At 73.6% G+C, this 19,695-nt stretch carries 13 protein-coding genes and 1 pseudogene; 10 read left to right on the top strand and 4 right to left on the bottom strand.

From position 1 onward, the window contains the following. A partial coding sequence (locus tag AB0F62_RS18285) for a M4 family metallopeptidase (RefSeq protein WP_361799367.1) occupies positions 1-2,616 on the top strand: 2,616 nt, incomplete at its 5' end. A gap of 227 nt (positions 2,617-2,843) precedes the next feature. Here the strand turns inward: AB0F62_RS18285 and AB0F62_RS18280 are convergent. Continuing rightward, positions 2,844-4,028: a HAMP domain-containing sensor histidine kinase gene (locus tag AB0F62_RS18280; protein ID WP_361799364.1), complete on the bottom strand. Its 1,185-nt coding sequence runs from the start codon at positions 4,026-4,028 to the stop codon at positions 2,844-2,846. Positions 4,029-4,194: 166 nt separating this feature from the next. Between AB0F62_RS18280 and AB0F62_RS18275 the strand changes: the two genes are divergently transcribed. The 5 genes from AB0F62_RS18275 (at position 4,195) to AB0F62_RS18255 (ending at position 9,696) form a co-directional block, all read left to right on the top strand. After that, a complete protein-coding gene (locus AB0F62_RS18275) occupies positions 4,195-4,527 on the top strand; it encodes a hypothetical protein (RefSeq protein WP_361799362.1) in 333 nt (110 codons plus the stop codon). Between the two features lie 59 nt (positions 4,528-4,586). Next, positions 4,587-5,351 (top strand): signal peptidase I, encoded by a 765-nt coding sequence (gene lepB / locus AB0F62_RS18270; RefSeq protein WP_361799359.1) that lies wholly within the window; start codon positions 4,587-4,589, stop codon positions 5,349-5,351. Between the two features lie 131 nt (positions 5,352-5,482). After that, positions 5,483-6,271 carry an IclR family transcriptional regulator gene (locus AB0F62_RS18265; protein ID WP_361799356.1) on the top strand — a complete coding sequence of 263 codons (789 nt, stop codon included), beginning with the start codon at positions 5,483-5,485 and terminating at the stop codon, positions 6,269-6,271. 619 nt (positions 6,272-6,890) lie between these two features. After that, positions 6,891-8,156 carry a PP2C family protein-serine/threonine phosphatase gene (locus tag AB0F62_RS18260; protein WP_361799353.1) on the top strand — a complete coding sequence of 422 codons (1,266 nt, stop codon included), beginning with the start codon at positions 6,891-6,893 and terminating at the stop codon, positions 8,154-8,156. 64 nt (positions 8,157-8,220) lie between these two features. After that, positions 8,221-9,696, top strand: coding sequence for an ATP-binding SpoIIE family protein phosphatase (locus AB0F62_RS18255; protein ID WP_361799350.1), 1,476 nt, complete (start codon positions 8,221-8,223; stop codon positions 9,694-9,696). A gap of 78 nt (positions 9,697-9,774) precedes the next feature. Here the strand turns inward: AB0F62_RS18255 and AB0F62_RS18250 are convergent, their stop codons facing one another. Next, positions 9,775-13,227: a S8 family serine peptidase gene (locus tag AB0F62_RS18250; RefSeq protein WP_361799347.1), complete on the bottom strand. Its 3,453-nt coding sequence runs from the start codon at positions 13,225-13,227 to the stop codon at positions 9,775-9,777. 170 nt (positions 13,228-13,397) lie between these two features. Between AB0F62_RS18250 and AB0F62_RS18245 the strand changes: the two genes are divergently transcribed. Beyond that, positions 13,398-14,393: a helix-turn-helix domain-containing protein gene (locus AB0F62_RS18245; protein ID WP_361799344.1), complete on the top strand. Its 996-nt coding sequence runs from the start codon at positions 13,398-13,400 to the stop codon at positions 14,391-14,393. Positions 14,394-14,552: 159 nt separating this feature from the next. Beyond that, a complete protein-coding gene (gene poxB, locus AB0F62_RS18240; protein WP_361799341.1) occupies positions 14,553-16,292 on the top strand; it encodes a ubiquinone-dependent pyruvate dehydrogenase in 1,740 nt (579 codons plus the stop codon). Between the two features lie 57 nt (positions 16,293-16,349). Here the strand turns inward: poxB and AB0F62_RS18235 are convergent, their stop codons facing one another. Beyond that, a complete protein-coding gene (locus AB0F62_RS18235) occupies positions 16,350-17,231 on the bottom strand; it encodes a DMT family transporter (RefSeq protein ID WP_361799338.1) in 882 nt (293 codons plus the stop codon). A 134-nt stretch (positions 17,232-17,365) separates the two neighbouring features. On the opposite strand from AB0F62_RS18235, the gene AB0F62_RS18230 reads away from it, so the two are divergent. Continuing rightward, entirely contained in the window at positions 17,366-17,806 is a 441-nt protein-coding gene (locus tag AB0F62_RS18230) for a GNAT family N-acetyltransferase (RefSeq protein WP_361799335.1), read from the top strand. A 221-nt stretch (positions 17,807-18,027) separates the two neighbouring features. Here the strand turns inward: AB0F62_RS18230 and AB0F62_RS18225 are convergent, their stop codons facing one another. Then, the gene (locus AB0F62_RS18225) at positions 18,028-18,231 is read right to left on the bottom strand and encodes a cold-shock protein (RefSeq protein ID WP_018557881.1); all 204 of its coding nucleotides are present in this window, start codon (positions 18,229-18,231) and stop codon (positions 18,028-18,030) included. A 560-nt stretch (positions 18,232-18,791) separates the two neighbouring features. Here AB0F62_RS18225 and AB0F62_RS18220 point away from each other — a divergent pair. Then, positions 18,792-19,529 (top strand): annotated as a pseudogene (locus AB0F62_RS18220) (AfsR/SARP family transcriptional regulator); the annotation flags it as partial. Positions 19,530-19,695: the final 166 nt, after the last annotated feature.

The raw sequence follows: 19,695 nt of genomic DNA, 5'->3' as shown, positions 1-19,695 counted from the left end.
CCCGCACGCGACCTGACCACCGACTCCGTCACCACCGACACCGACGGCACCGAAACCGTCCGCCTCGGCCAAAAGCACCACGGCATCCCCGTCCTCGGCGCCCAATACGTCGTCCGCATGACCCACAAGAACGGCACACGCACCGTCACCGGCACCTCCGGCTCCTACTTCACCGCACTCGACGTCGACACCACCCGCCCCACCCTCCCCACCACCACCGCCGTGGAACGCGCCGTCCACCAGGTCGGGAACCGGCTCGCCGACGGACCGCGGCCGGTCACCGGGGCCGCGCCCTCCCGGGCCGCGGCGACGGCCGGTCTCACCGGAACGGACCGCGGGCTGATCGTGCTGCCCACCGGCAAGGGCGTGCTGGCCCGGCACGTCACCGTGCGCGGCACCGACCCGTCCACCGGCGCGCCCGTGGTCCAGGAGGTCTACGTCGACGCCGCCACCGGCGTCCTCCGCTTCGAGGCCGGCAGTCTGCGGACCCTCACTGCCGCGACGCCCGCCGCGGCCGCGCGGCAAAGCGGCACCTCCCCTCGCCCGGGCAAGCCCGGTACCCCGGCGACCGGATCGGCGGGGGTCACCGGCAGCGGAACCCTGCTCAACGGCACCACCGTCCCGCTGAACCTCACCAAGGACGCCGGCACCGGGCAGTACCTGCTGCGCGACACCGCGCACATGGCCGACAGCCAGAACCACAACGCCATCCAGACCTGGGACGCCTCCACCCTGTGGTGGATGGACCTCGACGGCGGGTGGCCCGAAGGCGTCGTGCCGTTCTCCATGCCCACCCCGAAGGCGCCCCGGGAACTGACCGAGAGCGGGGCCGTGGACGCCCACTGGGCGGCCGGGAAGGTGTACGAGTACTACCGCGGCACCTTCAAGCGCGACAGCCTCGACGGCAAGGGCATGGCCGTCAACTCCCTCGTCGGCGTCACCGCCGAACTGGGCTATCCCTGGGTGAACGCCTTCTGGGACGGCGGCAAGATGGTCTACGGCACGGGTGACGACGAGTACCGCTCCCTCGCCTCCGACCTGGACGTCGTCGGCCACGAGATGACCCACGGCGTCGTCGAGCACACCGCCGACCTCGTCTACGCCGGCCAGTCCGGCGCCATGAACGAGGCGATCGCCGACTACTTCGGCAACGTCATCGACATCACCGCGAGCGGCACCCCCATGGACGACCCCGACGCCGGCCTCATCGGCGGCGACCTCTGCCGCACGCTGTCGCCGCGGGAGTGCGCCTTCCGCGACCTCAACGACGGCGCGGGCACCGGGGACTTCATCAGCATGCCCCTCGGGTCGCGCAACGACCAGGGCGGCGTGCACCTCAACTCGCACATCTTCGGCGGCGCGCTGTGGGACCTGCGCGAGAGCCTGGGCGGCGAACTCGCCGACCGCATCGTCTACAAGGCGCTCACCTCCTACATCACGCCCCTCGACGGCTTCGACGAGGGCCGTGACGCGGTCCTCGCTGCCGCCAAGTCCCTGCACGTCAAGGGCGACCGCCTGGCCAAGGTCAAGAAGGCCTTCGACGCCCACGGCATCGTCCCCGGCTGGGAGAAGAACCTCGGCCTCGACAGCGACGTCCTGCTCGGCAGGCTCGGCACCCTGGAGACCGGCATCGCCGAGGACATCGCTCCCGCCACGGGCGGCGGCTGGTGGGCGGTCCCCCGGTCCAGCGCCGACAGCGCCGAGCCGTACGCGGTGTGGACCGGACGAACCGACGGCAAGGGCAAGCCCCGCCGCGTCTCCCCGGAGGACGGGCGCTACCACCTCAGCCCCGTCACCGACGGCAAGCGCGTGGTGTGGCTGGCCGTCGGCGACACCTACGACCTCATGTCCGCACCCGTGGGCGGGGGTCCGGCGCAGCGGCTCTACAGCACCTCGTCCACCTCGATCGGCGGTCTGAGCATCGACGGCGGCATCGTGGCCTGGTACGAGAACGACAACGAGGGCCGCACCAGCGTCCGTTACCTCAAGGGAACCGATGCCGCCCCGCGCACCGTCCCGTTGAACCGCCCCGACGCCGCTGCGGGGGACGCCTACGTCCGGGCCGAGTCGCCCTCCGTCAAGGACGGGCGCATCGCGTACACGGTCAGCGGCTGGTGGGGCGACGACCCCGACCACCGTCGTACCGTCGTCGACGTCTACGACACCAGGACGGGCAGGACCGGGCTCGGCACCCCCGGCCGCGCGGTGTGGTCCAGCCGCCCCGTGGCCACGTCCTCCGGCGTGTACCTCCTCGTGGACGAGGACCCCTTCGACCAGGGCCAGACCGCGTTGCGCCGCAGCGGCCTCGACGGCTCGGGCGGCACCGACGTCATACCGGCGACCTCGGCCGCCACGCTCGGTGCCTGGACCCTGACGGCGTCGGACACGGCGGTCACGCTCACGGTCGACCCCATCTCCCCGACGGGCACGCCGTACCTGGACACGAAGCTGTACCAGTACACCTCGAAGGGAGCCGCCCTCGGCCGCGTCTCGTGCGGCCGCGGCCGGCAGACCCACGCGGTCGCCGGCACCGGGAACCGCGTGCTGTGGCTCGACACCACCACCACGTCCTTCGACCTGGTGACCCGGACGCGCCCGGCAGGCCACTGCGGCTGAACGCACGCCCGGGCCGACGGCACCCGTCCTCCGCCGGGAGGAGGGGTGCCGTCGGCCCGCTATCGGCCGCTCCAACGGAATGGAGCCGGGCCCCGGTTCCCGCCCGCGCCCGGCCCGTCCCGGTCGCGGAGAGCACGTATGCCCGTCGCCCTGAGACCTTCGGGACCGCCTCGGCCGTGGACCACGGCCCGGCTCCGGCCTGCCGGATGCCCGGACGTGCCGCCCCGCTACCGTCCCGCGTTCACGCCCCGCACGGGCAGGGTGACGGTGACGGCGAGGCCGCCGTCCGGGAGGGCCGCGGCGTCCGCGTCACCACCGTGGGTGCGCGCGACGGCCTGCACGATGGACAGCCCCAGGCCGCTGCCCTTGGCCGCGCCGACCCGGTCGGTCAGCCTGCGGAAGGGCTGGAAGAGCACGGGCACCTCGTGGGGGGCCACGACGGGCCCGGTGTTGGCCACGGTCAGCCGGACGCCCTCGGGGACCGCCTCGGTCGTCACATGGACCGTGCCGCCGGAGACGTTGTAGCGGACGGCGTTGTCGAGGAGGTTGCGGGCGAGCTGCTCCAGCAGCACCGGGTCGCCCTCCAGCGGGGCCGGGCACAGCCACGTGTGGACGGTGACTCCGGCGCGTTCGGCAGCCGGCGCGGCGGCCTCGACGACCGAGGCGGTCACCTCGGCGAGGTCGGTGGGAAGCCGGTCGACGGTCCCGTTCTCGGAGCGGGCGAGGGCCAGCAGGGCGTCGACCAGCCGCTCGTGACGGGCGTTGACCGAGAGCAGGTCCGCGCCCAGGTTCAGCACCTGCGTCGGAGCGTCACGGCGGTTCATGGCCACTTCGACGAGGGTGCGGTTGATGACCAGCGGGGTCTTCAGCTCGTGGGCCGCGTTCGCGATGAACCGGCCCTGGCCCGCGAAGGACTCGTCCAGCCGCTCCAGCATCCGGTCGAAGGAGTCCGCGAGGCTCTTGACCTCGCCGGGCGGGGCCTTCAGCGCGATCCGCTGGTGCAGGGTGCGCCCGGCGACCCGCTCGGCCGTGCCGGTGATCCAGGTGAGCGGCCGCAGCAGCCGGCCGGCCACCAGCCAGCCGGCGGCGGTGGCGGTCACTCCCACGCCCGTGGCGACGAGCGAGCCCCACTTCAGCATCCACAGGACGTCGGCGCGCGTGTCCGCCTGCTGGCCCGCGGCGGCCTGTTCCCTCTCGATGGACAACTGCCGGGCCTGCTGCGGCGTCAGCGGCGGGTCGAACTTGAAGTACGTGGCGGCCGACGGGTGGTGCTGGCCGTAGCGGTGGACCAGGAGCACGGTGGCGGCGAGCACCACCACCGCCGCGAGGAAGAACATCGCGCCGAAGACGGCGGTCAGCCGCAGCCGCAGGCTTCCGCGCCGTTCGGCGATCCACCGGGGGACGATCCTCATACGCCGGCACCGCCCGCGCCGCCGCCGCCACCGCCGCACCCGCCTGCCGTGGTTCCCGACGGCGGCCGCTCGTCCTCGATCATCACTCGGCGCACCGGCCGCCCGCCTCCGTCCGTCGTTCCCTGTCCGGGCCGTCCAGTATGTGCGACCGCGGCGTGAGGCGGACGTGAGGAATCCCGCTCACCACCGGTTCACCGTCGCCCCGGCTCGACGGCAGGCGCCCGAGGACGGATCCGCGGAGGCGTGGACGGTGACCCATCCCCGCCGTGACGCGGACCTGCCCGCCGTGACGTCGCTGCGGGTGACCCTCGGCGGCGCGGGGCGGCTGCGCGGCGTCCGCCTGTCCGGTACCGCGCCCGGAGAGGACGCGGCCTCCGGGACGGCCGCCGCGGGGGTGAAGGCCACGGTCGGTGCCTGCTCGCGAGGTCGGGCCGCGGGCCCCGGGCCGCGGGCCGTACCGCCTGGCGGAACGGGGTCCGGGGATCGCGGGAACTCCTGATCGTTCAGGTGTACGGGCCGGGACACGGCCCGTCGCACCGAACGCGCGAAGGAGCAGGCATGACCGCTGGGGAGAACGGCCGGCCGGATGCCCTCGGCACCGACGAGGGCACCCCGGAGACACCGGACGCCCCGGGCCGCCGCAAGCGGCCCCGTACCGTCCGCGCGCCACGCCCCTGGTGGCAGGAGCTGCCCGTCCTGATCATCGTGGCGCTGGTCATGGCCCTCGGGATCAAGACGTTCTTCGTGCAGGCCTTCTCCATCCCCTCGGGCTCGATGCAGAACACCCTGCAGGTGGGCGACCGGGTCCTGGTCGACAAGTTCACCCCGTGGTTCGGCGCGCAGCCGCAGCGCGGCGAGGTCGTCGTCTTCCGCGATCCGGGCGGCTGGCTGGGCGACCAGCCGCCGCAGGAGACCAGTGGCGTCCGGCACGCGATCACGGAGGCCCTCGCCTTCGTCGGCGTCATGCCCTCGGCCGACGAGCAGGACCTGATCAAGCGCGTGATCGCGGTCGGCGGCGACACGGTGGAGTGCGAGCGCGGCAAACCGGTCACGGTGAACGGGACGCCCCTGGACGAGCCGTACATCTACCCCGGCGCCACCCCGTGCGACGACCTCCCGGTCGGCACGGTCAAGGTCCCCGAGGGCCGGCTGTGGGTGATGGGCGACCACCGCGACGCCTCGCAGGACTCCCGGGCCCACGTCCGGCAGGAGGGCGGCGGATTCGTGCCCGTGGACGACGTGATCGGCCGCGCCTTCGTCGTCGCCTGGCCCGTTCCCCGGTGGTCCACTCTGCCGGTGCCCCCGGCCTTCGACCGCCTGTGAGGTGCGGCGGCCCTGCGCGCGGGCAAGGGCCGCCTCGCTTGACCCCTCGCCGCACGGCGCCGACAGTGGGGAAATGCCGCGATGCGGGAAACGCCTCCCGCCCTGCGGGCAGGAGAGAGGGCGAAGCGGCCATGACCTCTGATCACGACCACAACGGGACGGCGAACGGCTCCGTCCAGGTGGTGCAGAAGTCGGCCCGGATCCTGGACTGCTTCTCCGCCACGACTCCCCGCCTCCAGGCGTCGCAGATCGCCCGCAGGACCGGCCTGCCGGCCTCGACCGTCGCGCGCATCCTGCGCACGCTCGTCCAGGAGAGCCTGCTCCAGCGCGAGGGGACCACCTACAGCATCGGTCTGCGGGTGATCGCCTGGTCGGCCTCGGCCACCGCCGCCTCGGATCTCATCGCCACGGCCAGACCCCTGGTGACGGCCCTGCGGGACCGGTGCGGCGAATGCTGCGGACTCCAGGTCCGGCAGGGCGGCAGGCGCGTGACGGTGATCTGGGCGCAGTCGCCGCACTCGATCGTCTACCGCGGGCATGTCGGCCAGGTGATGCCCCTGCAGCCCAGCGCCGCCGGAAAGATCTTCATGGCGTTCGACCCCGCCGTCCTCGCGCTCGTCCTCGACGAGGGCCTGACGGCCCGTACGCCGCGGACCGTGGTGGACCCCGCGGTACTGCGGGGGCAGCTCGAGGACGTCCGGGAACAGGGCTGGGCTTTCTCGGAGGAGGAGCTCGAGGCGGGGTTGAACTCCCTCGCCGTACCAGTCCGCTCGACCGACGGCACGGTGATCGCCGCGGTGAGCGTCGGCGGGCCGTCGCACCGCCTCACCCTCGGCCGGGCACGGAGTCTGGCGGCCCAGGCGATCGACTGCGCCACGGCCATCTCCGAGGGCCGGATGTGGCGGGGCCACGGCGGTTGACCCCGCGCCCGGCTCCGGTGTCCGGCTCCCGCGGGGCCACCGCGTCGACCGGATCGCCTTGACGATGCCCTCTCCGGGTCGCACCCTGGACACCGCATTGCGGCAATGGCTTCCACGATGCGGCACAGTGAGGACGGTGGAGCCATGATCCACACGAGTCCGCGCATCCAGCGGTGCCCGGACGCACCAGGTGCGGGCCACGCCCCCGTACCCGCGGCCCCCGGCAGGGGCCGTCGCCTCGTCCCGTACCGGCAGCCGCCCGTCTTAGAGGCCGCGCGAACAGGCGGGACGGCGCCGCGTGCCGATGGCTCTCGCCCGGTGGCGTTGTCATCGGTCGCCGCAGCTCCGCCGCGTCTCCCTCCCCCGCCTTGGCAGGCTCGGCCCTCGACCCGCTCCTCAGTGCCCGCCCCGCCCGTCACCGGGTCGGCGGTCGCGTCCCGGGCCCTGCGCGCGGGCGGCCGCTGACCGCCCCGGCCGACTGGCCCGGCACCGCGCAGAAGGACGGACCGCCCGTCGCAGTGGCGGACCCACGCGGTCCCGCCGCAGCTCGGGACGCATGCGCGCGGCACCGCGCGCACCGCGTCCGCGCACGGCTTTCGAACCCCTCGCAGGACCCCCCATGAACCTCTTCTCTCCCCCCGTCCCGTCGGCGGCGCGGGCAGGCCGCGGCGCCCGCCCACCCGGGGAAGGCGTGGCCGGCGGACGGTGGATGATGCGGCTGTGGCACACCGGCCGGGCCGGCCCCCGCTTCCCGAGGGCGGGCACCGGTGCCCAGGTGTCCCTGCCGTTCGGGCTGATCACGGCGATCACCCTGGCCGGGTCCTTCGCACCCCTGGCCATCCACCTGTCCCCGCTGCTGGTGGCGGCCCCCACCTCCACCGCGGCGTTCGCCCGCGCCCGGTTCACCGCGTTCGTGGCCCTGGTCGCCAGCGCGGCGATGCTCGTGGTCGACCGGCACGACGGGCTGCTGCACTCGTCGGTCCTGCCCATCCACGTCGGCGCGCTGCTGGCGGTGTCGTGCTTCGCCGTGGCCGCCCGGGCGCTCCACGACCGCGACCTGAGGGAACTGAACGAGGTACGGGCGGTGTCCGAGACCGCCCAGCGAGTACTGCTGCGGCCGATCCCGCCGCGGCTGGGCCCCTTGCGCGTCGCCTCCCTCTACCGGGCGGCCGCGCAGCACGCCCTGGTGGGTGGCGATCTCTTCGCGGCGGTACGCACCGACGGCGTGACGCGGTTCCTGATCGGCGACGTCCGCGGCAAGGGACTGCCCGCCGTCGAGGACGCGGCCGCCCTCCTCGGCGCGTTCCGCGAGGCCGCCCACCACCACGCCACGCTGCCCGAGCTGGCGGCCTCCCTCGAACGCAGCGTCCGCCGGCACGTGGACCAGCTCACCGAGGCCGACCCCGAGGCCGGGGAACGCTTCGTGACCGCCCTCCTCGCCGAGGTCCCCGACGCCGAGTGCGTCGTCCGGATCGTGAGCTGCGGGCACCCGCCGCCGCTGGTCGGGCAGCACGGCCGGGTGACCGCCCTGGAGGCGCGCCGGCCGGCACCGCCCTTGGGGCTGGCCGGGGACACACCGGAGGACTTCCACCTCGACACCTTCGCCTTCGGCGCCGAGGACACCCTTCTGCTGTACACCGACGGGCTCATCGAGGCCCGGGACGCCGCGCGCGCCTTCTACCCGCTCCTCGACCGGGCCGGCACCTGGGGTCCGGGAGGCCCGGACGAGCTTCTGCGGCACGTCAGCGACGACCTGGACGGCCACACCGGCGGGCGACTGGACGACGACCTCGCGATGGTGGCCGTGCAGCGGCAGCCTCAGCCGGGTGCCGGTCCGGTTCCGCCCGCGCCCCGGCCGCCGCATCCGGCGGAGACGGCCCCGTGAATGGCGGCCGGGCCGGAAGGCGGCGCCGGCCGGAAGCACCGATCCCGGAAAGGCGCTGACGAGCATGGCCACCTCCCGGCTCCTGCGGCGACTCGGCCCTCTGCTGCTCCTCGGCTACCTCGGCGCCATGTGCGCGGTCCAGTTGGAGGAGTCGGCGGGCGGCCTGGTCCGATGGTCGCAGTACTCGGCGTTCGCGCCCCTCGTGGCCGCCGTGCTCCTGCCGGTCGGACGCACCTTCGTCATCGGCGCCGCCACGCTCGCCGCCAGCGTGGCGATCTACGGCTTCGCGATCCACGGGGTGTCGGCCGGCGGCCGGACCGTCGTCATCGCCGCGGCCGCGCTCTCCTTCGGCCTCAGCGTCGTGCTCTGCCGGGTCCGGCTCCGGCTGCAGCGGAAGCAGTGCGCGGCGGTCGGTGCGCCGTGCGTCGCGGCGCCCCCGGCCGCCCCGGAACACGCGCGCCTCCCGGACGGCGGCGACGTCCTGCCGGGTGCGCCGGACGGCCTGCTCGGCGCGGACCTGCCGCGCAGCGCGGCGGTGGAGGTCGTGGGCCGCTGCCTGCCCCCGTGGGACGACTGCGGCCCGGGCGCCCACTGGCTCGACGCGATACCGCTTCCCGGCGCCAGGGTGGCGCTCGTCGCCGGCGCGGTGGCCGCACGGGACGGTACGGCGGCGGGCACGGCGGCCGCCGAATTGAGGGCGGCGGTGCGCACACTGGCCGACATCGACCTGCAACCGGACGAGCTCCTCACCCACCTCGACGACGCGCTCGGCCGTCTGCGGCCCGGGACCACCGGGGTCAGCGCGGCCTGCCTGTACGCGGTCTACGACCCCGTCTCCGGCCGCTGCTCGCTCGCCGGCGCCGGGCACCCCTCGCCCGTCGTCGTCACGCCCGACGGCGCGGTCACGGCCGTCGACCTCCCGCCCTCCCGTCCCCTGGGCACGGCACGGCCGTCCGGCGACACGACGGAGGTGGACCTCCCCGCGGGCACGCTGTTCCTGCTGCACACGGGCATCGGCCTCGGCGAGCCCGCCGACCGGGAACTCCGGCGTGCCCTGACCGGGCCCGCGTCCTCCCTCGAGGCCACGTGCCGCACCGTCCTGCGCGCCCTGCCCGAAGCCGACCGCTCCCGGGCCGCCGTGCTCGCCGCCCGCACCCGCACCTTCGACAGCTGCACCGTCGCCACCTGGGACCTGCCGGCCGACCCCGCCGCCGTCCCCCACGCCCGCAGGCACGTGGCGGGGAAGCTCGCCGCCTGGGGCCTGGCCGAGGCCGGGCCGACCACCGAACTCATCGTCAGCGAGCTCGTCACCAACGCCATCCGCCACGCCCGGCCACCCGTCCGGTTGCGCCTCATCCGCCACGACGGCGGGCTGACCTGCGAGGTCTCCGACAGCAGCAGCACCACCCCGCACCTGCGGCGGGCCCGTACCCTCGACGAGAGCGGCCGCGGACTGTTCATCGTCGCCCAGCTCACCCAGCGCTGGGGCTGCCGCCACACCCACGACGGCAAGACCATCTGGGCCGAACAGCCCTGCTGAGGCGGTACCGGCACGCGGCGGTCCCGCGCCCCGGAGGAGACCGGGACGCGGGACCGCCGCACACAGGGCCGTCGAGGGTCACTTGCGCACGGTGAACTCCCCGGCCAGCGGCCCGAGTCGCACGCTGTACGTGCCGGCGGCCGTGCGGCGCACCGTGAAGTCCACCCGTACGTCGTGGCCCGCGCGGACCCGCACGGCACGGCGTTCCTGAACCGCGTCCCCGACCAGGAGCACGGCCTCGTACGTCCCGGTGCGCTCGCCGACGTTCTTGACGTGGGCGGAGACGTGCACGGTGCGGCCGGGCTTGGCGGCGTGCGGCACGACGGAGAGCCCGCTGAGCGCGAAGACCGGCTCCGGACCCGCGACCCGGTCGTGGACGAAGACGTCGGACCGGCGGTTGGTGTCGTCCGGGACCAGATTCGTCGCGGCGCTCTCGAAGGCGACGTACCGTCCGTCCCCGCTGAGGGAGGGGAGGTCGGAGGCGGCGTCGCTCTCGGCGCCCTCCAGTCCGCCGGAGACCCGCTCGGTCGTGCCCGCGGTGCGGTCGCGGACGAAGACGTCCAGCTGCCGGTTGGTGTCGACGGCGGCGAGGTTGGTCGCGTAGCTGTAGAAGGCGACCTTGCTGCCGTCGTCGCTCAGCGCGGGTGCGAAGGCCCAGTCGTCGGCCTGGGCCTCGGCGGAGTTCACGGAGACCTGCTCGGAGGCGCCGGTCCGCAGGTCGTGGGTGAAGAGCTGCCAGTTGTTGGTGAAGACGACGACCCGGCCGTCGGCGCTGATGACCGGACCGGTGTTCTCGCCGGATCGCGGGCCGGGCACCAGGGTGGTGGTGCCGGTCTGCCGGTCGGTGACGAACACGTCGAGCTCGCCGTCGGTGTCGCCGGGCACGAGGTTGCCCGCGGCACTCTGGAAGGCGACGTAGCGTCCGTCGGCGCTGACCGACTGCTCCCTGGAGGCGCCGTCGGCGGGGGCGCCGCCGGGGGCCTGGGAGATCCGGCTGGTGGTGCCGGTCTGCCGGTCGCGGACGAAGACGTCGGTGGTGTTGTTGGTGTCGCCGGGCACCAGGTTGTCGGAGTCGCTGTTGAACACCGCGTAGCGTCCGTCGGCGCTCAGGGCGGGGGCGGAGGACAGTCCGTTGCCCTGCGTGCCGTCGGAGGCGACGGACACGCGTTCCGTGGTGCCGGTCCTTCGGTCGTGCACGAAGCTGTCGGTCTGCTGGTTGGTGTCGCCGGGCACGAGGTTGCCGGCGCCGCTGTTGAAGCCGACCACGCGGGCGTCGGCGCTGAGCGTGGGTGACAGGGAGAAGCTGTCGGCCTGGGTGCCGTCCGAGGCGACCGACACGCGCTCGGTCTCCCGGGTGTCCAGATCGGTGACGAAGATGTCGAGCTCGCCGTTGGTGTCGCCGGGCGCGAAATTGGAGGCCGGGCTGGCGAAGGCCACCGCCGAACCGTCGGCGCTCAGCCGGGGCCACCACGCCTCGTGGTTGCCCTGCTTGCCCTCGGAGGTCAGCGACACGCGCTCGGTCGCGGACGGGCGGGGCAGTTCCAGGGCGGCGCGGGTCGCCCGGCCCAGTCCGCGGACAACGACCCGTACGGGCTTGGAACGGGAGATCCCCGGCGCGTTGGCGGACACCTCGTACGCGCCGACGGGGACGTCGCGGATCGTGTAGCGGCCCTCGCGGTCGGTCGTCGCCTTCAGGGGGTCCGGGACGTCGAGGACGGTGACCGTCGCCCCGGGCACCGTGGAGCCGGTCGGTCCGAAGGTGACCCGGCCGGTGATCACTCCGCGGCGGGTCCGGTCGAGCCGCGGGGACACGTCGGTGTACCGGTCGGTCCGCACCCGCGCGGTCGTCTCCTGCGGCACGTAGCCGAAGCGGGTCAGCCGCAGCTCGTGCGTGCCGGCGCCGAGGCGCACCTCGAAACGGCCGTCGGCACCGGTGGTGACGGTGCGTCCGTTGTCGGCGCGCGCCACGGTCACACCGGCCAGCGGACGGCCGGTCCTGGCGTCCTTGACCGTGCCGCGGACTCCGCTGCGCAGACCCGCCTCCTTCACGGCGGCGTAGGCGTCGATCCGGCCCCAGCCGTAGCGGGGGTTGGGGCGCGCGCCGTAGCGCTGGTCGAAGAAGGAGGTGCCGGTGAGGATGGCCAGGGCGTCGTCGACGGTGAGGTCCGGGCGGGCCTGGAGCATCAGCGCGACGGTGCCGGACACATGCGGCGTGGCCATGGAGGTGCCGCTGAGCAGGCCGTACTCGCCACCCGGGAGCGTGGACAGGACGTCCACGCCCGGAGCGGAGACATCGGGAACGACGTACGACTGCGGCCATTCCGCGGGCGCGTCGATCCAGTCGCTGCGGTCGACGACCTCGCCGCAGGAGAAGTCGGCCACGTCGTCGGCGTCGTCGGTGGCACCGACGGACACCGCCTCGTACACGTTGCCGGGGCTGGCGGAGCCGCTGACGCACTGGTTGCCGATGGCGAAGGAGGGGAAGATCCCGGCGCTGTATATGTTCCGGGTGGGCTCGATCAGTTCGTCCGCGTAGCCCTCGGCCCCGAGGGACATGCTGACGACGTCGGCGGGTTCACCGGCGGGCTTGCCGTCCGCGTCGTACGGGGCGATCGCCCACTCCATGCCCGCGATGACCTGGGCGAGCGTTCCGGAGCCGCCGGGGATGATCAGACCGGCCATGAGGTCGGCGTCCGGCGCCACGCCGATGCGCGTGCCCGAGGCGTCGCCGCCGGCGATGGTGCCGGCCACGTGCGTGCCGTGGTAGCTGCTGTCGTGCGGCAGCGAGGCGACCGCCTCGCCGGTGGCGGTGAACTCCAGCCAGCCGCCGGGGTGGGCGGGGTCGGCCGCGTCGTCGGTGGCGAGCTTCCCGGCCAGGTCGGGGTGGTCGATGTCGACACCGGTGTCCAGGACCGCGACGCGCACCCCCTTGCCCGTCGGCCCCTGCTCGGCGCGCACCTTGTCGACGCCGATCTTCGTCAGGCCCCAGGTGCTCGCCTCCGCGGCGGCCGCACGGGGCGCCTTGACGGCCTTCTCGGGCTCGGCGGGGGGCGCCTTGAGGGTGAAGTTGGGGATGATGTGGTCCACCGGCGCGAGGGCGGCCAGCTCCTGGAGGGTCTGCGGCCTGGCCTTCACCAGGACCATGTTCTTCAGCCAGAAGGTGTTCAGCACCTGGTCGCCGCGCGACTCGACGAGGTCCACCACGGGGGACTGCACGGAACGTGCGCTCTTGGTCAGTTCGGCCCGCACCGCGCTCGGCGCGGCGCCCTGCCCGGAGAGTCCGGTACGGTCGCGCAGCACGACGGCGGCCTCGACGCGCCCGTCGCCCCGCGCCTGGGCGGCGTCCATCCTGCGCAGCAGCGTCGGGTCGATCTTCTCCCGCCCGGTGTGCGCCGGTGCCGGTGCCGTCGGGCCGCCGTTCTCCTGCGCCGAGGCCGGCAGCGCGGTCAGCAGCAGCGCGCACATCCCGAGGGCCGGCAACCACGCCCGGTGGCGGCGATGCCGTAGCAGGCGGCGAGCGGACAGCGGCATGGGCGCTCCTTCGTGCGACGTGTGTCCACGTCCTCGGGCCGGAATGACGACGTACCGCGGGGAACGCTGACATCCGCTTCACCGGGCTGACAAGATGATCCGAGGGCGACTTCCCGTCAGGTGACGGGAGTACGACACGTGAAGAGAGCGCGAAGGCGGGACCGCGGACCATGCTCGAATCCATCGGCCTGAGCCGGCAGGACGAATCGGTGTACGAGGCCCTCATACGCCGCGTACACGCCACGGTCGCGGAGCTCGCCCACGACTGCCGGCTCCCCCCTCCCGTGACGCGCCGCTGCGTGCGGTCGCTGGTCTCCCTCGGCCTCGCCGTCCGCTCCACCGGACGCCCCGTCACCTATGCCGCGGTCTCCCCCGACAGCGCCCTGGAGGCCGTACTGCGGGACCGGGAGCGGGCGTTGAACGACGTACGCTCACAAGTGGCCGGCCTGATGGACCTGTACCGGGCCGGAACGCGCTTCGTGAACCCCGGCGAGCTGGTCGAGGTCGTCTCGGGCCGGGACGACGTCAACCGCCGCTGGGCGCAGCTGCAGCAGAGCACCCGTACGCAGGTCCGCGGCTTCGACCGGCCGCCGTACGCCGCGGTCGAGGAGCACACCGAGCCCAACCCGATCGAACTCGAACTGCTCAAACGGGGCGTCGCCTACCGCGTCATCTACGACAGCACCGTGCTCGCGCTGCCCGGCTGGCTGGCGGACGTCACCGCCGGCATCCGCCACGGCGAGCAGGCCCGGGTCGCGCCCGGCCTGCCGATGAAACTGGCCGTCTCCGACGACCGGCTGGCCATCATCCCCCTGCTGCGCCCCGGCGACAACGTGGTGACCGCGTCCTATCTGATCCACCCCTCACCCCTGCTCGACGCGCTCATCGCCCTCTTCGAGGCGCTGTGGGAGCGCAGCGTGCAGGTACGCCTGCCCGCGAACGGCGGTCCGGTGGGCAGGCTCGACCAGGCGCCGGACGAGCTCACCGCGGAGGAGGCCAAGCTGCTCACGCTGCTCGCCGCGGGCGCCACGGACAAGTCGGCCGGCCGGGCCCTCGGCTGGAGCGAGCGGACCGTCCAGCGCCACGTCACCCGCCTCATGCAGCGCTTCGGCGCGCAGACGCGTTTCCAGATCGCCATGGAGGCGACCCGCCGCGGGTGGATCTGAGGCCGGCCGCTCCGGGCACCGCGCGAGCCGACTTCACCGTCCCGGGTCCCGGCGGCGGCCCCGCCGTGTCGTTTCACGCGAATCTCCCGATGTGGCACAAACTGACCGGGGTGCCGCGGGCATCGCAGCCGTTCCCCGACGAGCCGCCAGGGAGTCCTCTTGGGTACCACCGTCGCCGAAGTGATGGTCGCGGCCCTGGCCGCTTCCGGAGTACGGCGCGTCTACGGCCTGCCAGGGGACTCGCTGAACGGCTTCACCGACGCCCTGCGGCGCAACAAGGACGTCTCGTGGGCCCACGTGCGGCACGAGGAGACCGCCGCCTTCGCCGCCGCGGGCGAGGCGGCGCTCACCGGGGAGCTGGCCGTGGCGGCGGGCAGTTGCGGCCCGGGCAACCTCCATCTCATCAACGGGCTGTTCGACGCCCAGCGCAGCCGGGTGCCGGTGCTGGCGATCGCGGCGCACATCCCGCGTGCCGAGATCGGCGGGGAGTACTTCCAGGAGACGCACCCGCAGGAGCTGTTCCGCGAGTGCAGCGTCTACCGCGAGATGGCGAGCATCCCGGAGCAGGTCCCCCGGCTGCTGCGGATCGCGATGCGCGCGGCACTGGAGCGCGGCGGCGTCGCGGTCCTGGTGATCCCGGGCGAGCTGTTCCTGGCCGACAGCGACCTGCCGGCCCCGCCCCGGCCCGTGGTCGGGACCGCCTCGCACGTACGGCCGGACGACGCCGCTCTCGCCCGCGCGGCGGAGGTCCTCAACGCGGCGGAACGGGTGACCATCCTCGGCGGCGCCGGGTGCCGGGGGGCCCACGACGAGGCGGTGGCGCTGGCCGAGGCGCTGAAGGCGCCGATGGTGCACGCGCTGCGCGGCAAGGAGTTCCTGGAGCACGACAACCCGTACGACGTGGGGCTGACCGGCCTGATCGGCTACAGCTCGGGCTACCGGGCGATGGAGCACTGCGACGCCCTGCTGATGCTCGGCACCGATTTCCCGTACCGGCAGTTCTATCCGGGCCCCGACGTGCCCGTCGTCCAGGTCGACGTACGCGGTGAGAACATCGGGCGGCGCACCGACGTCGAGGTGCCGCTGGTCGGCACGGTCAAGGACACCGCCGCCGCTCTGCTGCCGCTGCTCCGCCCCAAGGCCGACCGGACCTTCGCCGACCGGATGACCGGCCACTACCGGCGGGTGCGCGGCCGGCTGGACCACCTCGCCGCGGCCGGCCCGTCGGACTCCCCCATGCATCCCCAGCACGTCGCCGCCACCGTCGACAAACTCGCGGCCGCCGACGCCGTCTTCACCGCCGACGTCGGCACTCCCACGGTGTGGGCGGCCCGCTATCTGACGATGAACGGCCGCAGGCGGCTCGTCGGCTCGTTCAATCACGGCACCATGGCCAACGCGCTGCCGCACGCCATCGGCGTCCAGGCCTCCCACCCGGGCCGCCAGGTGGTGGCCCTGTGCGGCGACGGCGGCCTGAGCATGCTCCTCGGGGAACTGCTCACGCTGCGTCAGCTGGACCTGCCGGTGAAGGCCGTGGTCTTCAACAACACCGCGCTGTCCTTCGTGGAACTGGAGATGAAGGCCGCGGGCATCGTCAACTACGGCACCTACCTCGGCGAGGCGGACTTCGCCGCGATCGCCCGAGCGGCGGGACTGTTCGGGGCCAGGGCCGAACGGCCCGGGGAGCTCGACGAGGCGCTCGCGGCAGCGTTCGACCACGACGGCCCGGCCCTGGTCGACGCGCGCACCGCGCGCCATGAGCTCTCCCTGCCCCCGAAGATCACCTACGGCCAGCTCAAGGGATTCACGCTCTTCGCCACCCGCACGATCCTGTCCGGACGGGCCGACGAGATCGTGGAGCTGGCCAAGACCAATCTGCGCGAGCTCGGTTTCGACTAGGACCCCGACCGCACCTCGGGGCTCCCCGGGCGGACGCCGCGCGCTCCGGCGCCCGGCTCAGCGGGGCGGCGCGTCCGGCGCGACCACGGTACGGACGAAGGGGACGCGCACCAGCACCAGCGCGCCGGCCACCACCAGCAACGCGCCCGCAAGCATGGGGAGCAGCCACCAGCCGCCCCGCAGGTACTCCTCGAAGACCGTCACCCCCAGGGCGAGGCTCACGGTCGCGTCCCCCAGGGTCAGCGCGGGCTGCGAGGCCACGAGTGGTCCCGACTGCATGGCGTTCTCCAGGAGGAAGACGGCCGCGACCCCGACCAGGGCGAATCCGTACGTCTGCCAGGCGGTGAAGAAGGCGGCGGCGCCGTCAGTGTTCCACAGCTGCGTGGCGTCCTTGAGGAGCCCCGCGGTCAGCGCGTAGCAGATCGCCGCCGAGAGGCCGAAGCACGCGGCGCGCACCCGGCCTTCGGGGCGCCGGACGGCGACGGCGATGAGCAGCAGGACGGCGGCGGCGCAACTGGGCAGCGCCATCAGCCACACGCCGGTGCCCGGCCGCTGCACCCCGCCGCTGGGCGAGGCCGCCCACAGCCCGAGGCCCAGACCCACCACCATGGCGGCGACGGCGGCCCAGCCGCGCGGCGGCATCCGCCGGTGCAGCACCAGGCCGCCGATGAACAGGGCGAACGGCAGTTCCAGGACGAAGAGCGGCTGGACGAGCGAGAGTGCGCCGTTCAGCAGGGCCAGGGCCTGGAAGGCCGCCGCCGCGATCACCGCGCCGAATCCGGCAAGCCAGACGGGCTTGCGCAGCAACTCGCCCATGAGCGCCGGGCGCAGCCCCACCGACAGCGGGACCGTCCGGGCCGCGTAGCGCTGAAGAACGGTGGCCAGGGCGTTGCTGATCGCCGCGAGAAGGGCGAACAGCACGGCAAGGGTGGTCTGCACCAGGGCGCTCCTCAGGATCCCGGCCCACGCTAACCGCTCCGGTCCCCCGGCGGTCCGCGCGACGCGGCCCACCGGGCCGGGGGCGGCGGCAAATGCGGTTGACGCTCCTCGCCGCACACCGGTTTCCTGCTGCGATGTCGACCCTTCGCATCGAACGGCCCCATGGCGACGCCATGCTCGAGGACTGGCGGTTCGTCCACAACACGATCATCCCCACCGACCCGCTGTCCCTCGAGGACGTGCGCGAGCGCTCCCGGCGCAACCACCTGGAGGTCGCGTACCTCGGTGACGTCCTGGTGGGCTGCACGACGGTACGACCGCCCACCGGCGAGGAGGCCGTCGCCACGGTGATCGCCCGGGTGCTGCCCGACCACCGCGGCAAGGGGTTCGGCAAGCGGCTCTACGCCCAGGGGACGGACCGGGCGCGCGAGTTGGGCGCGAGGGCGATCGAGACGATCGTCCTGGCCTCCAACACCGACGGGCTGCGCTTCGCGGAGGCGCGGGGCTTCGTCGAGGTCGAGCGCTACGTACTGCCCGGGGACACCATCCCGTACGTCACCCTGCGGCTGGCCTGAGCGGCACGCCCGGGAACCCGAACACCGGGACGGCACGGCCCGGGGCCGCGGCTTCGCGGCAGCCCCGGGCGCGGTCGCCCGGGAGGGGTCCGCGGGGGCGCGGCGCCGCGGGCGGCGCCGGTCCTCGCGGGTGCACGGAGACGGCGACGGGGTGGCCGGGGCACTCCCGGTCGCGCGGTGTGCGCTCCCGGTGGCGACCCGGCCACCCCGGTCACGAACCGTCAGTTGCGGATGATGTTCTCCGCCTGCGGCCCCTTCTGCCCTTGGGTGACGTCGAACGTCACGGCCTCACCCTCGACCAGTTCGCGGTAGCCGTTGCCGGCGATGTTCGAGTAGTGCGCGAACACGTCGGGGCCACCCCCGTCCTGCGCGATGAAGCCGAAGCCCTTTTCCGAGTTGAACCACTTCACGACGCCTGTCGCCACCGCGTCCATCCTTCACGTGCCAGCTGACGGGCCACGCCGACTGCGTGACCCGGGGTGGTCCCGTGTGTCCGGGACACCCACGGACCCCTCCTTACCCGGTGCGCGGGACTTTTACGCCGCCAACCGGCACGTGTACGCCCCATGCCGCAACGGGCCGCCGACCGCGCCGCACAACCCGGGGCGGAGCGGCCGGCGGCCGGGCGAGCGGGTGGCGGCACAAAAGGAGGGGAATCCCCCTGTGCCGCTCCGCACCGACTTCCGCACATTCGTGGAGCAATGCCCGAAGTTCACTGGAAGGGGCCGGGGGAATTTTTCGCACGCAGGGTCGACACGCGTAGATGTTTTAGGTTAAATGGTGCATACGCTGCCGCGGCAATCCCCCCGGGAAGGCCTTGCGGACCCCTTGTGACGAGTTCGTGCGCGTGATACGTTCCCGGCGTCAGCGGGGAGTGTGGGCGGAAATGCATAAAAGGCAATCTGTCGACCGTGTCCAAGAAGCGTCCGGTGACCTCGGACCGAACACCTTATTAGATTCGGATGAATTCAGTCCGAAGTTCCTCATGCTCGGACCGGTGAGGATAGCGGACGGCGGCGACGTCATCGCACTGCAGCCGTCGAAGCCCGCCAATCTCCTCGCGGCTCTCCTCCTGCACCCCAATTCCACGGTGGGTGCCGAATTCCTGCAAAGGGTGGTCTGGGGAGAGGAGCAACCGGTCAGCGCCCGGGCCGCCCTGCACACCTGCGTGCAGCGATTACGGCAGCTGTTCGCCAAGTACGGCATCGCCGGCACCCTGATCGAGGCCGTCCCCGGCGGGTACCGGATCCGCGCGGACGCCGGCTCGCTGGACCTGATCGCCTTCCGCGAACTGCTGCGCGGCGCCGACGAGGCGGCCGACCCGGAGCGGGAGCTGCGCATCCTGCGGACCGCGCTGGCCCTGTGGCAGGGCCCGCTGCTGGCCAACATCCACTCCGACATCCTGCAGCGTGAGGTCGTGCCCCGGCTGACCGAGGAGCGGCTGCACGCCATGGAGCGGGTCTTCGACATCGAGCTGGCGCTCGGCCGATGTCGCCGGGTGCTCGCCGAACTGTGGCCGGTGGCCCGCTCCCACCCGGCGCACGAACCCTTCTGGGCGCAGCTCGTCGAGGCCCTTCACCGGACCGGGCGGCGGGCCGAGGCGCTGGGCGAGTACCGGGTGGTGAAGCAGTATCTGCGCACCGAGCTCGGCGTCGACCCGGGGCCCGCCCTGCAGCGGCTGGAGCTCGCGGTGCTGCGGGGCGAGGACCTCTCGGCCGGCCCTCCGAGATCTTTCCCGCCGCATTCCGGCGCCACTGGTCGAGACCATTCCGCGGCCCGCCGCGATATCGCTCCGGCCGGCGCCCCGGTCGGCAAGCCTTTTCTGTCCAGGGGCGCCGCCCAGGTCCTCGAAACACTCATCGGGGCGGGCCTCCTGGAAGAGGGGCCGG

Source organism: Streptomyces sp. NPDC026673, assembly GCF_040638135.1.
Classification (GTDB): domain Bacteria; phylum Actinomycetota; class Actinomycetes; order Streptomycetales; family Streptomycetaceae; genus Actinacidiphila.
Note: the sequence above shows the minus strand (reverse complement) of the source record. Positions and strands in the feature narration are given on the sequence as shown.